This is a genomic window from Chryseobacterium carnipullorum, from assembly GCF_900142785.1.
Classification (GTDB): Bacteria; Bacteroidota; Bacteroidia; order Flavobacteriales; family Weeksellaceae; genus Chryseobacterium; species Chryseobacterium carnipullorum.
Window position 1 is genome coordinate 117,164 of record NZ_FRCD01000007.1, and the last position, 13,403, is coordinate 130,566.

13 protein-coding genes, 1 pseudogene and 1 riboswitch are annotated in these 13,403 nt (G+C 36.4%); of the genes and pseudogenes, 8 read left to right on the forward strand and 6 right to left on the reverse strand.

Features of this window, described 5'->3' with window-relative positions:
- Positions 1–41: 41 nt before the first annotated feature.
- A complete protein-coding gene (locus BUC06_RS09575; protein ID WP_073333019.1) occupies positions 42–1,310 on the reverse strand; it encodes a mechanosensitive ion channel family protein in 1,269 nt (422 codons plus the stop codon).
- 122 nt (positions 1,311–1,432) lie between these two features.
- On the opposite strand from BUC06_RS09575, the gene BUC06_RS09580 reads away from it, so the two are divergent.
- Both BUC06_RS09580 and BUC06_RS09585 read left to right on the forward strand, forming a co-directional pair.
- Positions 1,433–1,924 carry a DUF456 domain-containing protein gene (locus BUC06_RS09580; protein ID WP_073333021.1) on the forward strand — a complete coding sequence of 164 codons (492 nt, stop codon included), beginning with the start codon at positions 1,433–1,435 and terminating at the stop codon, positions 1,922–1,924.
- An 8-nt stretch (positions 1,925–1,932) separates the two neighbouring features.
- Positions 1,933–2,442 carry a hypothetical protein gene (locus BUC06_RS09585; RefSeq protein ID WP_073333028.1) on the forward strand — a complete coding sequence of 170 codons (510 nt, stop codon included), beginning with the start codon at positions 1,933–1,935 and terminating at the stop codon, positions 2,440–2,442.
- On the opposite strand, the gene BUC06_RS09590 is transcribed toward BUC06_RS09585, so the two are convergent.
- The 3 genes from BUC06_RS09590 to BUC06_RS09600 form a co-directional block, all read right to left on the reverse strand.
- Positions 2,429–3,070 carry a uracil-DNA glycosylase gene (locus BUC06_RS09590; RefSeq protein WP_073333032.1) on the reverse strand — a complete coding sequence of 214 codons (642 nt, stop codon included), beginning with the start codon at positions 3,068–3,070 and terminating at the stop codon, positions 2,429–2,431. The genes BUC06_RS09585 and BUC06_RS09590 overlap by 14 nt on opposite strands.
- A 153-nt stretch (positions 3,071–3,223) precedes the next feature.
- Positions 3,224–4,225: an acyltransferase family protein gene (locus BUC06_RS09595; protein ID WP_073333034.1), complete on the reverse strand. Its 1,002-nt coding sequence runs from the start codon at positions 4,223–4,225 to the stop codon at positions 3,224–3,226.
- A gap of 46 nt (positions 4,226–4,271) precedes the next feature.
- Entirely contained in the window at positions 4,272–4,781 is a 510-nt protein-coding gene (locus BUC06_RS09600; RefSeq protein WP_073333036.1) for a GNAT family N-acetyltransferase, read from the reverse strand.
- 133 nt (positions 4,782–4,914) lie between these two features.
- On the opposite strand from BUC06_RS09600, the gene BUC06_RS09605 reads away from it, so the two are divergent.
- From BUC06_RS09605 to BUC06_RS09620, 4 genes are all read left to right on the forward strand, one after another.
- Positions 4,915–7,062, forward strand: a complete 2,148-nt coding sequence (locus BUC06_RS09605) for an endonuclease MutS2 (RefSeq protein ID WP_073333038.1) — start codon at positions 4,915–4,917, stop codon at positions 7,060–7,062.
- A gap of 388 nt (positions 7,063–7,450) precedes the next feature.
- Positions 7,451–8,116 carry an ATP-binding cassette domain-containing protein gene (locus BUC06_RS09610; RefSeq protein ID WP_073333320.1) on the forward strand — a complete coding sequence of 222 codons (666 nt, stop codon included), beginning with the start codon at positions 7,451–7,453 and terminating at the stop codon, positions 8,114–8,116.
- Between the two features lie 151 nt (positions 8,117–8,267).
- Positions 8,268–9,065, forward strand: coding sequence for a hypothetical protein (locus tag BUC06_RS09615; RefSeq protein ID WP_073333040.1), 798 nt, complete (start codon positions 8,268–8,270; stop codon positions 9,063–9,065).
- A 52-nt stretch (positions 9,066–9,117) separates the two neighbouring features.
- A riboswitch (cobalamin riboswitch) is annotated at positions 9,118–9,296 on the forward strand.
- A gap of 116 nt (positions 9,297–9,412) precedes the next feature.
- On the forward strand, positions 9,413–9,796 hold the full coding sequence (locus BUC06_RS09620) for an acyl-CoA thioesterase (RefSeq protein WP_073333042.1): 384 nt from the start codon (positions 9,413–9,415) through the stop codon (positions 9,794–9,796).
- Between the two features lie 328 nt (positions 9,797–10,124).
- Here BUC06_RS09620 and BUC06_RS09625 read toward each other — a convergent pair whose 3' ends face one another.
- Both BUC06_RS09625 and BUC06_RS09630 read right to left on the reverse strand, forming a co-directional pair.
- Positions 10,125–10,715 (reverse strand): HD domain-containing protein, encoded by a 591-nt coding sequence (locus BUC06_RS09625; RefSeq protein ID WP_073333044.1) that lies wholly within the window; start codon positions 10,713–10,715, stop codon positions 10,125–10,127.
- A gap of 12 nt (positions 10,716–10,727) precedes the next feature.
- The gene (locus BUC06_RS09630) at positions 10,728–11,408 is read right to left on the reverse strand and encodes an XAC2610-related protein (protein WP_083564040.1); all 681 of its coding nucleotides are present in this window, start codon (positions 11,406–11,408) and stop codon (positions 10,728–10,730) included.
- Between the two features lie 113 nt (positions 11,409–11,521).
- Here BUC06_RS09630 and BUC06_RS09635 point away from each other — a divergent pair.
- Together BUC06_RS09635 and BUC06_RS09645 are read left to right on the forward strand one after the other, a co-directional pair.
- Positions 11,522–12,856, forward strand: a pseudogene (locus tag BUC06_RS09635) (cytochrome P450).
- A gap of 215 nt (positions 12,857–13,071) precedes the next feature.
- Positions 13,072–13,401 (forward strand): PadR family transcriptional regulator, encoded by a 330-nt coding sequence (locus BUC06_RS09645; protein ID WP_073333048.1) that lies wholly within the window; start codon positions 13,072–13,074, stop codon positions 13,399–13,401.
- Positions 13,402–13,403 lie beyond the last annotated feature (2 nt).

The following is a 13,403-nucleotide window of genomic DNA, read 5'->3' on the forward strand; positions in this document are numbered from 1 at the left end:
TAAAGAAAGCCAGAACATAGTAAGTTACTGGCTTGTATACTTTATACTTTAACGCTTATCTGCATTACCTGAAGGTCAAATTCTTTTGAAGCCACCAGCAAGTGGTCAAAAATATCCGCTTGGATCTGTTCAAAATGTTCCCATTTGGAATCATTGGCAAAGCAATACACTTCTAGAGGAAGCCCCTGTGGCGTAATATCAAGCTGACGGACCATTCTCGTTCCGTTTTCATCAATATCAGGATCGTTTTCAATATATTTCTGAGCATAATATCTGAAAACGCCAATATTGGTAAGCTGTCTGCCATTAATCGTCTTTTCATTATGCTCCACACTTTGGTTTTCTTGTCTGATTTCCTGTGTTTTTTCTTCCAGATACTCTGAAATAAGGTTGATATCTTTTAAACGCTCAATATCTTCTTCATTTAAAAATTTAAATGAATTGATATTAAAATAAACCGATTTTTTGATTCTTCTTGTATTGGATTCCGACATCACCTGAAGGTTTTTGATCTCCGTCGTCAGAAGGTCGTAGGTTGGAATGGTTGAAACGGTTTTATCAAAATTGGTAATTTTCGTCGTCAGAAGGCTTATATCTGTAATATTTCCTTCAATGCTGTATTTGGGAATGCTTACCCAGTCTCCTACTTTCAGATTCTTTGAGGTAGCAACGTGTATCCCGGTTACAAAACCTAAAATGGTATCTCTGAAAACAAGTACCAGAACGGCAGTAATAGCTCCCAGGCTTCCGACAATTGTGGTTCCCTTAATTCCAAATATGACACAGAGCCCCACAACAGAAAAAATAAATATTCCTAAGATCTTTACGGTTTCTGAAATGGCATTTAATGCCATAATTTTATAGAAATCCTGTTTTATGGTGAAATAGCTCCGGAAACCTGTCAATGAACGGTAAAGCATTCCGGCAAGAATCAATACCAAACCTAAATTAATAGATCTGTTGATAAAAATATTTGTTTTCGGTAATGCAGTTGCGGGAAATATTGAAGGATGTACTGCGCCTACCACAAGAAGTGCAGAAAAATGAGCGACGGAATTGGTAATTTTAGACTGATAGATGGATCTGATGATCGGATACTTCTCATCATTTCGAAAAAACCTGAATACAAAATTAATGACAAATTTAAATACAAAGTCAACAATTAAAAATACAGCACACAGCAATGCCAGTTTGATAATAATATGAACAATCCAATCCATCCCGCCGGGAGTTACCTGGCTGATATAGATATAAAGCTGATCACTTATTTCCTGTAAAAAGTTTTTAGTGTCCTGTATCTCGTCTTTCATTACAGCAAATTTATAAAATTAAGAATGATGATGTACCTATTGACAATCAATTTTCATCCCAAATATTGAAAACGTGTTGGCAAATCTTCTTTTTTCCTATCTTGCATTGATAATTTTGAAGAATGGATACAACATTAATTAATATTCTCTGCCTTATTTTATTATTTCTCGGAATGCTGGGAACTTTTCTGCCTGTCCTTCCGGGACTTTTATTAAGCATCTGCGGACTTCTGATCTATAAATTCGGGACAGATGCGGATCTGCCTATGATTTATATCTGGGCTTTCGGAATTCTTACAGCCATTTCTATAGTGCTGAGTTATGTCATTCCTGCAAAAACCAACAGAAAATACGGTGGGACCCGCTGGGGAAGTATCGGATCTATTATCGGGACTATTGTAGGAATTTTTATTCCTATTCCTCTGGGCTTTCTGGTAGGGATGTTTGCGGGGGTATTTATTGGTGAACTTCTTCATGACAGCAAGGATATGAACAAGGCTCTGCAATCTACCAAGGGGGCATTTATCGGCTTCATTTACGGAACCGGTTTTAGTCTTGTGGTAGGTGTGGCAATGTTTTTGGTAGTAGTTTTAGATATGCTTAATATTATTTAAAAAAAAATATGTTCCACAAAGCCATCATATTCAGCCTGGGATTGCTGACCTTAGCGGGATGCAACGCCCAAAAGAAAACGAAAACATCGGAACAAACTTCCGGAACACCCTCTCCTATGAATGACACTAAAAATTCAAAGCAACAAGGAGGCATCATTTATTTTAATCAGGGAGAAAACAGATTCCTGAAAGACTATGAGATGAATGTGACCTTCAAAGGTATTTCTGAAGACAGCCGATGTCCGGAAGGAGTGAACTGTATCTGGGCAGGAGTTGCCGTAGCAGAGATTGAAGTAATGGGAACTTACTCCCGGCCTGTGGTTTTAAGTCTCGCGACTACTGAAAATGCAGGACGAAATTTCCATCAGTCACAAGAATTTAATGGATATACTATTTCATTGCAAGAGGTCACCCCGTTTCCAAAAGCGGATGGCGGCGCCAAAGCTTTGGAAGGAAAATATAAGGTCGGGATTACCATCAAAAAAACTGAAGGATCAGGAGATTCTACCAGGAAATAGGTTTCTTTCCTTTTGATACCAGATATTCGTTAATCTTCGAGAATGGTTTACTTCCATAAAATCCTCTGTACACAGAAAATGGTGAAGGATGCGCCGATTTTAAAATAAAATGTTTAGCCGGATCAATGAGTTCGGCTTTTTTTTGTGCAAAAGCTCCCCAAAGAACGAAAACCACATTTTCTTTCTTATCTGAAATTTCCCTGATGATAAAATCTGTGAATTTTTCCCAGCCTAAATCTTTATGAGAATTTGGCGAGTGGGCACGTACGGTTAAGGTAGCATTCAATAATAAAACGCCTTGTTTCCCCCAGTCATCCAACTCTTTTGAAGTTCTTTCAACTCCTACATCATCTTTCAGTTCTGTAAAAATATTTTTAAGCGAAGGCGGTGCAGTGACCTGTTCTGAAACAGAAAAGCACAATCCATTCGCCTGATAGTCATTATGATAAGGATCCTGACCAATAATCACAACCTCAACATCGTCAAAAGGTGTGATTTCCAGGGCTCTGAATATTTGATTTTTAGGAGGAAATACTTTGGTGGTAGCATATTCCTGTTTTACTTTTTCCCAAAGGGTTGTAAAATAGGCTGTACTTTTTATTGGGGCTAAAACTTCTGTCCAGGTCATGAGTTCGATAAGATAATTTGAAAATAGGTGTTAATATAATGATATAATTTCTGTTCCACAGGAATTTCAGTACAAAAATATTCTTTAATTCCTGGATGACCAAATCTGACTATATGATGATGATATTGCTTAATGACTGAGATTGAAAATGATCTATGCTTTAAATATTTTCACCTTTTTTTCAATCCATAGGTAAGAAAAATAGGACAGCACTATTGAAAACCCGATCAAAAGAAAATTATTAATATGATAGGAATCTACAACGACAATGTTCTGTTTCTTTACTATATAATGAATGATATACAGTGAGTACGAAATATTACCAAGAAAATAGACAACTTTTGTTTCTAAAAACTTTTTGACAAGGCTTTCTTTTTCTGAATACAGATGTTTTATAATCATTGCAGATAGTAGAGGAATAAAGAATATCCCCCTTCCAGTATAAAGCAAGGCTAAAAATAAAATAACAGCTCCATACACATAAAAATTACTTTTCTTCATCTTTATTTCCGGTAAAAATGCAATCCCGATTCCTATACAATAAGAAGAAACTGTTCGCACTAAAGAATTTACTCCAAAAACAATATCAAGGTATTGTGAAGATCTGTTTATGGTAAGCGGCGAATGATCAAAGTACATATCTGGTAAATAAGAAATAATCCCTCTGAGAAATAATCCTGATGCGATGAGGATCCAGCTGTTTATTTTATATCGTATGATGGCCCAGAGCATGAAAGGAAACATCAGATAACACATCCATTCCGTACTTAAAGACCAATACACTTCATTGAATGAATAATTGGGATTGAAAAAACACTGGAGAAGTCCTGCATTAATTAAAAACTCAGACCAGGAAGGATCTTTTGCAATAAAAAGCACGATAAAAACAATGGAGAAAAAATACACCGGATAGATTCTGTTGATTCTTTTTTTATAAAATGTCGCGGCATTATCAAAAGTCAGGTGCCGAAATTTTCCGGAGTATGATACCGCAAGAAGAAAAGCGCTGAGTACAAAAAAAATATCTACAGCAACGTACCCTTTGCCAATTACAGACTGAATCCAAAAACTTTTAAAATAAGTGAAATGGAAAAACGTCACCCAAAGTGCTACAATACCTCTAAGTCCGGTTAACGATTTTATTTCATTTCTCATGTTATAAAAAAACAATATTGCCTTTCCGGCGATCAATGGTTAAAAGTTAATTTCCTTTATATAAACTAAAAACAATATTGTCCGGAAAACCTTCATCTATTCTTCCTTGTTGCAAAACAAAATTGTGTTTCAGTAATAACTTTTGGGAAGCCTCATTCATTGTATTGGTGAACGCTAAAATTTCCTGTAAATTTAATTCATTAAATCCAAAATTTAAAACAGAATCTACAGCTTCCGACATAATTCCTTTCCTATGATGATCAGGTAACAATTCATAACCAATCTCTGCTGTTTTCCTGTCTTCAGAAAATTTCCAGAGACAAATGGTTCCGATAAGATCGGGTTGATCTTTGTAAGAGATTCCGAAGAAAATAATTTCTTTAGTCTGAGTTCTCCTTTTGATGCTTAAAATAAACTCCAGCGCATCATAATTAGATTTTGGTGAAACTCTTGTAACGAATTGATTAATCAATGGATTGCTCCTGATCCGTAGAATATCTTCGACGTGATTTTCATTAATTTCTTTTAAGATCAATCGTTCAGTTTCTAATTTCATCTTCCAAATGTACTAAAAACGAATGATCAAAAATCACCTCCAGGTTCAATTAATAGACGCTGTCAACTATTCAAATTAGCTCATTTTCAAATTGTCCGTCAGCAGATTCACATTTTCTCACTAAATTTGCAGTGTGTATATAAATAAAGAAGATTTAAACGAATTAGAGTTTCCGCAATTGCTCGCGGAGATCTCTCCATTTGCGTACTCTCCGAAAACGAGAGAAAAAATTCTTCAACTTCGTCCCATGGACATTGACGAGGCGGAACTTTCCCTGAATAAAACGTCGGAATATCTCTCGAGTTTTGAAAGTTCAAATGCAATTCCGTTTGATGAGTATGAAGATATTGAAAGTGAGCTTAAGGTAATGCTGATCGAGAATTACCGTTTGGAAAACAATGCTTTCATCAAAATAAAAACCTTAACTGAACAGATAGGAAAGCTTCAGAAGTTTTTCGCCACCATGCCGGACACCTTCCCTACTTTAATAGGTGATGTTTCTGTGCTGGAGTTTAAGAAAGAGATTATTGATAAGGTAGACAAAGTCTTTAACCGTTTTGGGGAAGTAAAAAGTGATGCTTCTCCCGTTTTAAAAGAACTGAGGGCAGAAATACAGCTTGCTAAAAAAGCGATCCAGGAAAATTTCAACCGCGCATTGTTCAATTACGGACAGAGCGATTTCCTTGATGATATCCGGGAAACTATTATTGAAGATCAGAGAGTTTTAGCCGTAAAATCAGGGTTTAAGAAACGAGTTGCGGGAAGGGTTTTAGGAATTTCAAAAACGGGTTCCATTACCTATATGCAGCCGGATAGTGTGGTAAAACATTACTTTAAGCTTAAGGAAAGTGAAGAGGAAGAGAAGAAAGAGATTGATAAGATCCTGAGAAAACTTACCGCTGAACTGGCAGAATTCCAGCCTCAGCTATGGAAATATCAGGTGTATATTTTTGATCTTGACCTGACGAGAGCGAAAGCAAAATTTGCTGAACTGGTGAACGGAATACTTCCGAAAATCAACCGTCACAGAACGCTGAAGCTGAAAGATGCATTCCATCCTCTGTTATGGCTTAGAAATAAAGTAGAAAACAAGACGATCTTCCCACAGACGCTATCATTAACGGATCACAACAGAATTATCTGTATTTCGGGACCGAATGCGGGAGGAAAGTCCATCACTCTGAAAACAGTCGGACTGCTTCAGCTGATGATCCAAAGCGGAATTCTCGTCCCTGTGCATCCAAGATCTGAAATGTTCTTTTTTGAAAAGATGATGACGGATATCGGAGACAACCAGTCGATCGAGAACCATTTGTCAACGTATTCTTCAAGACTTAAGAAAATGTCGGGAATCATCCGTGAGGCAGATGCCAATACTCTGCTTCTTATCGATGAATTCGGAACAGGATCTGATCCTGAGCTCGGTGGTGCACTGGCGGAAAGTTTCATGGAGTATTTCTATGACAAAAAAAGTTTTGCGATCATTACGACTCACTATACCAATATCAAGCTTGTCATTGAAGAGCTTCCGAATGCTGAAAATGCGGCCATGCTTTTCGATGAAGAAACACTTGAACCGATGTATAAACTGGAGGTAGGACAGGCAGGAAGTTCATTTACGTTTGAAGTAGCGGAGAAGAACAGAATTCCGAGATTTATCATTCATGCTGCCAAAAAGAAAGTAGAGCATGATATTGTTAATCTTGATAAAACGATTGTAAAGCTTCAGCAGGAAAAATTTGAAGTTGAAAAACTGAAAACCGATCTGGCTGAAAGAAAAGAATCGGTAGAAGATAAACGCGACAATCTCCAGAAACTTAATGAACAGTTGCAACAGAAACTGTTCAATTTCCAAAAATTGTATGAGGAGGAACACCGCAAACTTCAGTTTGGGAATAAAATTGAAACGTTCATCGACAGTTACGTAAAAGGTAAATCGAGAAAGGATGTAGTAAAGGATTTTGTGAAAATTCTTGAGCAGGAAAAATTCAGGAAAATTGGTGCGGATAAAGACGAAACTAAACGTCTTCAGGTGGTTAAAAGAAAGATCACCCAGCAACTCAAAAAAGATGATGTGATCGAAAAAATCGCTGAAACCAATGAAAAACTGGAGGAGAAACGTAAAACCGACCGTGCCGTATGGATGAAAGAGGGACAGCGTGTGCGTATTCCCGGAAGTACCAGCGTAGGAACGATTGAAAAAATTTCTAAAAATAAAGTGATCGTCAACTATGGAACTTTTAAGACAACGATTAATGCGGATGAACTTGAGAGAATTTAATGATGTTCATTTAAACATAAAAATAGCGCTGAATGTTCAGTGCTATTTTATTTTAACTCCTAAACATTGCCTATTGAAGCATACAGATCAAATTTTCTTGTTATTTTTGGATCATGGATAAAAGCTTACGTGTCCTTTGGATTTTTTATAGAAAATTACTAATCCCTGCTATTTCATTTTCGCTGTTAATGTGCTTCTTTACTCAATTGAGCATTGAAAATTTTGGATTATGCTTTTTTCTTATCTTTCCTCTGCTCCATTTTTTCATTTATGACATACGGCTCAAAAACGAATATTTTTTTTACGCCAATTTTGGATTTTCAAAATGGTTTTTGTGGGGATTCACGGGATTATTAAGTTTAATGATCAAATTTATGACGCGATTCCTATGAACAGACTTCACATCGACAGTATCACCAAATCTTTTGGCGGAAGAAAAATTCTGCAGGACATCTACCTAAGCTGTGAAACTGGTAAGATTGCAGGTATTCTGGGTCCTTCGGGTGGTGGTAAATCTACCTTATTCGAAATTATCTTTGGAACAATAAAAGGAGATACACAGTTTATTAAATTAAATGAAACGATTCTTAAAAGCTTATCCGATAGGAAAAATAAAATTGCCTATCTACCCCAGCACTCTTCATTTCTTCCAAAAGAATGTAAAATAAGGAAGCTTATTCCTTTGTTCTGTACCAGGGAAAATACGGAAAAACTTTACGGTTTAAAAATGATACAGCCATTTTTGGATGAAACCGTAAGAAATCTTTCTGGCGGTGAAAAAAAAATTATTGAAACCTTGATTATTACTTATTCAGATGTGGAATTTGTTTTATTGGACGAACCTTTCAGCGGCGTTTCTCCCAAAGCTGTTGACGAACTGGAAAAGATCATTAAAAGCCAGGCCCGGTACAAAGGTATAATCATCTCTGACCATCATTACAAGACCTTATTAGAGATGTCCCATGATCTTTATCTTCTCTCAGATACTTATTTGCGAAAAGTCCAGGGGATTAAAGAACTACAGCAATTCAATTACCTTCCTAAAAATCAATAATCGCATGAGATATCAGCAGCAGGATATGATTAATGAAGAATTTTATGTTTATTTCGGAAGGTATTGATCAATTTAAGCAAATACAACAAAATTTTAATGATCAAAAAAAACATTTAATTTATATATTTGAGGGATCAAAAAATTTCATAAAATGATTTCCGTAAACAGAGCATTGTACTTATCCGCTTTCAGTCTTTTTTCTTTAGCATTTGTGAAAGGACAGAATAAAGTTCCTTTCGGTGTGGTAAAAGCTGAAGAAGGCTATGCCAATGTACGTGTCCACAAGGATGACTATAGAAAAATAGTAGACAAGATCAGAATGCGCAAAGGAGATGTATTTGTTTATGTAAAGCCTGCCCCGGGAGAAACGGAATGGATATGGATCAAATATCCCGAAAAGCAGGATGAGGAAAAACCTTTTGTGAGATATGAAAATCTTGAAAAGGAAGGAATGGTGAATAAAGGCCGTATCGCTTTTATCGACCAGCTTCCACAGTTTACACCGTCTAAATCCAAGAACGGAAAATCACTTATCTTTACGGACAACAGCAATCCTAAAATACCAACTTCCCAGAGAACAAAAGTAGTCATCGATGTGTATCCATCGAACGCCGGCTACAGAAAACAGGAAAAAGATGCGAATGGAAAGATTCTTACTATAGATAAAGTAAAACCCTGGGGAATCAAGGATGCACTTCCGGAAGGCATGACAGAGATCAAATCGATCCGAGTTCAGCAGCCCGGACGAGGTTCCGTTTTTGTAAGAGAAGCCATTAAAAATATGTTCCAGCCTACAATGGATTTCAATAATGTAGGAGTAACGGCTCTTGACAATGATCATATCTATCTTTATATGATCAACGGCTCGGGTGAAAACCGGTATATCACGCTTTGGGCCATCAAGGAAGGAAGAGTGATGAGCCAGATTATTTACAATAGTCCGGAATAATTGCCGTTTTTCTCTGTAATATTCTTATTTTTGCCCTGAAAAAGTATAACGCTTATTCATCACAGAAACTGGTTCTGCTTAACGCAGATGAAAAGGGAACCGTGTGAAAATCACGGACTGTCGCGCAACTGTAAGTAACTGAAGTCTTTATCAAGGATCCACTGTGCAGGGCACGGGAAGGAGATAAATGATGTTACAAGTCAGGAGACCTGCCTATTTCTTTAAACAAGAAACTTTCGCGATTTGAAGTTTATTGATCTGATGGACTGCTTCAGGAATTCCTATGATTCCTGTCATGGCTCTGTTATTTTGATAGTATTTCATTTCGCATTAATTAATAATGAAATATGACGACAGAAGAAAGAATTGCAGCATCCGAAACCAGAATTTTTAAAGCGGTTTTCCCAAACACCACCAACCATTACGATACTCTTTTCGGAGGTACTGCTATGCAGCTGATGGATGAAGTAGCCTTTATCACGGCAACCCGTTTCGCAAGAAAACGAGTGGTAACCGTAAGCAGCGATAAAATCGATTTTAAAAAACCAATTCCAGCAGGAACGATTGTAGAATTGATAGGGAAAGTTTCCTATGTCGGAAAAACGAGTATGAAAGTGAATGTAGAGATCTATACAGAGCAAATGTACTCTTATGAAAGAGAAAGAGCGATCGTTGGAGATTTTACTTTTGTGGCTATTGATGAAGAAAAGAAGCCTATCAGAATACTGTAATAAAAATAGTTTCGGGCGGCCAGAGGCCGCCCGAAACTATTTTTACAATTGGGTTCTTTTGCCTTGAAGCAAAATGGACCAAAAATTTAAGACTGGAAACTTCCTCTAAAAATGAAATCTGTTCTCTAAAAACTCTAAAACTTTTGCGGTAGCTATCTATAGTAAGAATCGTATTTTGTGCCGCACTCAAACATAAGAGTTTTCTTAACGTTCACAGAATCCAGTTTCTTAACCTTACAGTTTCTTAGGTCGTTCTCTACATCTCTAATAATCTAAGATAATCGTCAAAACAGATCGTTATAAACTATTGTATCAATTGTCTGTCCCATTATCTAACAACTTTTTCAGTATCCAAACTCCTGCTCAGCAACGTTTGAAAAGCCTCCCCCATTTCATCCGATGCTCTGGTAATGGCATTTTCAAGCATATTTCTGATCTGCTTTTCCGTAACGCCAGCTTCAGTCCAGCTTTTTCCTGACGTGTGAGCATTTAAAATAAATGGCATAATCCTGTCGATGGAGCAAGCAAAAATAGCATCCGGAGTTTTTTCTTCTTCAAATTCAAGCCAAAGTTCAAAAAATTCTGTGCGCAAAGGCTCATCAAGAATTCCGAAAATTTTCTGTGCTGAAATTTTTTCTCTTTCAAATTTCCCCACCATTGCTTCTTCATCAAAAAGGAAAGTATCTCCAGCTTCGATCTCCACCAGATCATGGATGGAAAGCATTCTTATGACTCTTAAAAGATCAATATCCGCCCGGTTTTTTGCATAAGGGTAAAGAATCTGGGCCAGAATAATGATCTGCCATGAATGCTCGGCTGTATTTTCCCTTCTGGAATCATCCGCATTATAATTTCTTCTCTGTACATTTTTCAGGGCATCTACGGCCAGGATAAAATCGATCTCCTTCTGTATTTTCATTTTCTTTTTTTATTATTTAGATGATTTTTTAACCACCCATTTATTACTGATCTTCTCTCTTACGGTTATTTTTGGGGGATCTTCACTTACATCTCCGATTTTTTCATACACCAAATCGATTCCTTTATTAGGAATCACCTGGTATTCATAAGTATAATGCAGTGAAGCTCCTGATCTTGCATACGTTATTAATCGTTTACGTTCGTAATCCACCTCAAACATTCCCTGATAATTGCTCGCAATGTCGGTGAGTTCTTTACTTGGGACAAATTGATTCCGTGTCGAATTAAAGACATAGACATCATATGAAGCACTACTGTAATTCCCTGCATTACCATTTCTGAGTGCAACATCTTCTGTACCGTCAAAATTAAAATCTCCAAAGACAACAGGACTTTCATAGACCATTTCCTGAGTAAGCGATATTACATTTACTTTTGAAGGCTTAAAGCTTTCTTTAAAAGATAAAATCAGGTTATCTGAAACCAGTGTTTGTATTTTTTCACCGTTTTTATTGAACAAAACGACATTGGCCTTATGCCCGCACTGATCGGTAAGGCATTCTTCAACATCAATTTCGGTATTGTATTTTTTGGATGCCCCTTCCATAGCAAAACGGTATTGCCCGAAGCAAAGAGGTCCAAGCAGCATCAGAGCTGATAAAGACTTGTAAAATAGGGATGTATTGATCATGTGATTGGGTATTAATTGAATTTTTTCAAACAAATTCTATGCAAAAATAAGGGTTTTGACTGAAAGCTATTTCATGTAACAGATTAGTTGTATTTTTATTAAAAATATATCATATGGCTCCAGAATTCAATTATCCAACGGAAATTAAAGGAACAAGAAAGTTGTATTCTCTATTCAAAGGGTTAAAAAATCCTTTAGAGGTTATTACCGGGAATCATAAGATAGCAGGAGATACCTATTGTATTAAATCAAGTTTGACTCATAAAAACTTTATTTTTTCTCAGGATAAAGAATTCACAGAATATATTTTAAAGCAAAATCATAAAAACTATTACAAATCCGAGATACAGTCCATAACTTTAGGAAAGTATCTCGGAAATGGTTTGCTTACTAACAACGGAAAAGACTGGCTAAAGCAGAGAAGACTGATCCAACCCGGTTTCAGTAAAGCGAAAATCAGCAACCTTGTTTTCATTATGGAAGAAGAAATTAATAAAGCTTTTCAATCATTTAGACCTGAACAGGATGTGGATCTTTATGATTTCTTTCACAAGCTTGCTTTTAATATTGTTGCCAAGACCCTGTTCAGTTCTGATATTGATGAAAACCGGATAAAAGAACTGGGTAAAATCATTACAGAAGTTCAGGAAGTTTTCGCGAAAGAAGTCCGTTTGCCTTTCTATTCTCAAATTCTGAAATTTTTGGGAGTACTTGACAGGACTCTTAAAAAAAGCGAAAGAGGAAAGGCCATTATTCAGGAAGTTTTAGATAAGCGAAGAAATACAACGGAAGAGAAGAATGATTTGCTGGACATGCTCATCCAGACAAGATATGAAGACACGCAACTTCCGATGTCTGATGAACAATTGGTTGATGAAATGCTGATCCTTTTCATTGCTGGCCACGAAACAACAGCCAATGCTTTGACCTTTATCTTTTTTGAGATCAGTCAGAATCCTGATGCTGAGAAAAAATTAAAAAAAGAGATCGCTGACGAAGAGGAAATGGTTTTTACTTCTGATAGCTTAATGAAAAAATCTTTTACTTCAAACATCATCAAAGAAGCGATGCGCCTCCATTCTCCAGCGTGGGCAATTGATCGTCAGGCTTTGGAAAATGATAGTTTCAAGGAATATTCCTGGCCGAAAGACACTTTGATTATACTATATATCAGTGGCCTTCACCGAAATCCGAAGTAATGGAAAGATCCGAACTCTTTTATTCCCGAGCGTTTTGACGATGAAAATGCAAAGAATTTTGCTTACTACCCTTTTGGTTCAGGCCCCAGACTTTGTATTGGTGAACACTTTGCCATGATGGAAATGGCTCTTATCGTCCGTAAATTCTACAAAAAATTCAGTTTTATATCTTATCAGAAAGAATTAGAGAAAAAAGCTCTTGTTACGTTAAGAACCACAAGCTTAAAAGGAAAATTATCAGCTATTTGACCTTATTTTTATTAACCATTTATTTTTTAAAATTGATTAACAAAAATAATTATACTGATTTTCAGTTAGTTATATTATAAATTTGTATTTTTTCACTACTTTGTATTGCATATTACCATTTTAATTACATATCTTTGTAATGTAAAATAAGAAGAGGCTCATCTAGCTAGGAGTATTCTTCTTAACATATAACTAATTAACAAAACCTATTAAAGATGAATACTGAAAATACCAAAGCGCAAATGCGCAAAGGGATTCTGGAATTCTGTATTTTAAGTCTCATCAATCACCGTGAAATGTATGTTTCCGACCTAATTGATGAACTTAAAAAAGGAAAACTGGATGTAGTGGAAGGCACCCTCTATCCTCTCCTTACAAGACTGAAAAATGGAGAATTTCTCTCCTACAGATGGGAAGAGTCTACGGGAGGACCACCAAGAAAATATTATCAGATCACAGAAAAAGGAAAACTTTTCCTGACTGAACTACAAAATACCTGGGCAGAGCTGACAGCGTCAGTCAATCAAATCACTCAAAAAATATAAAA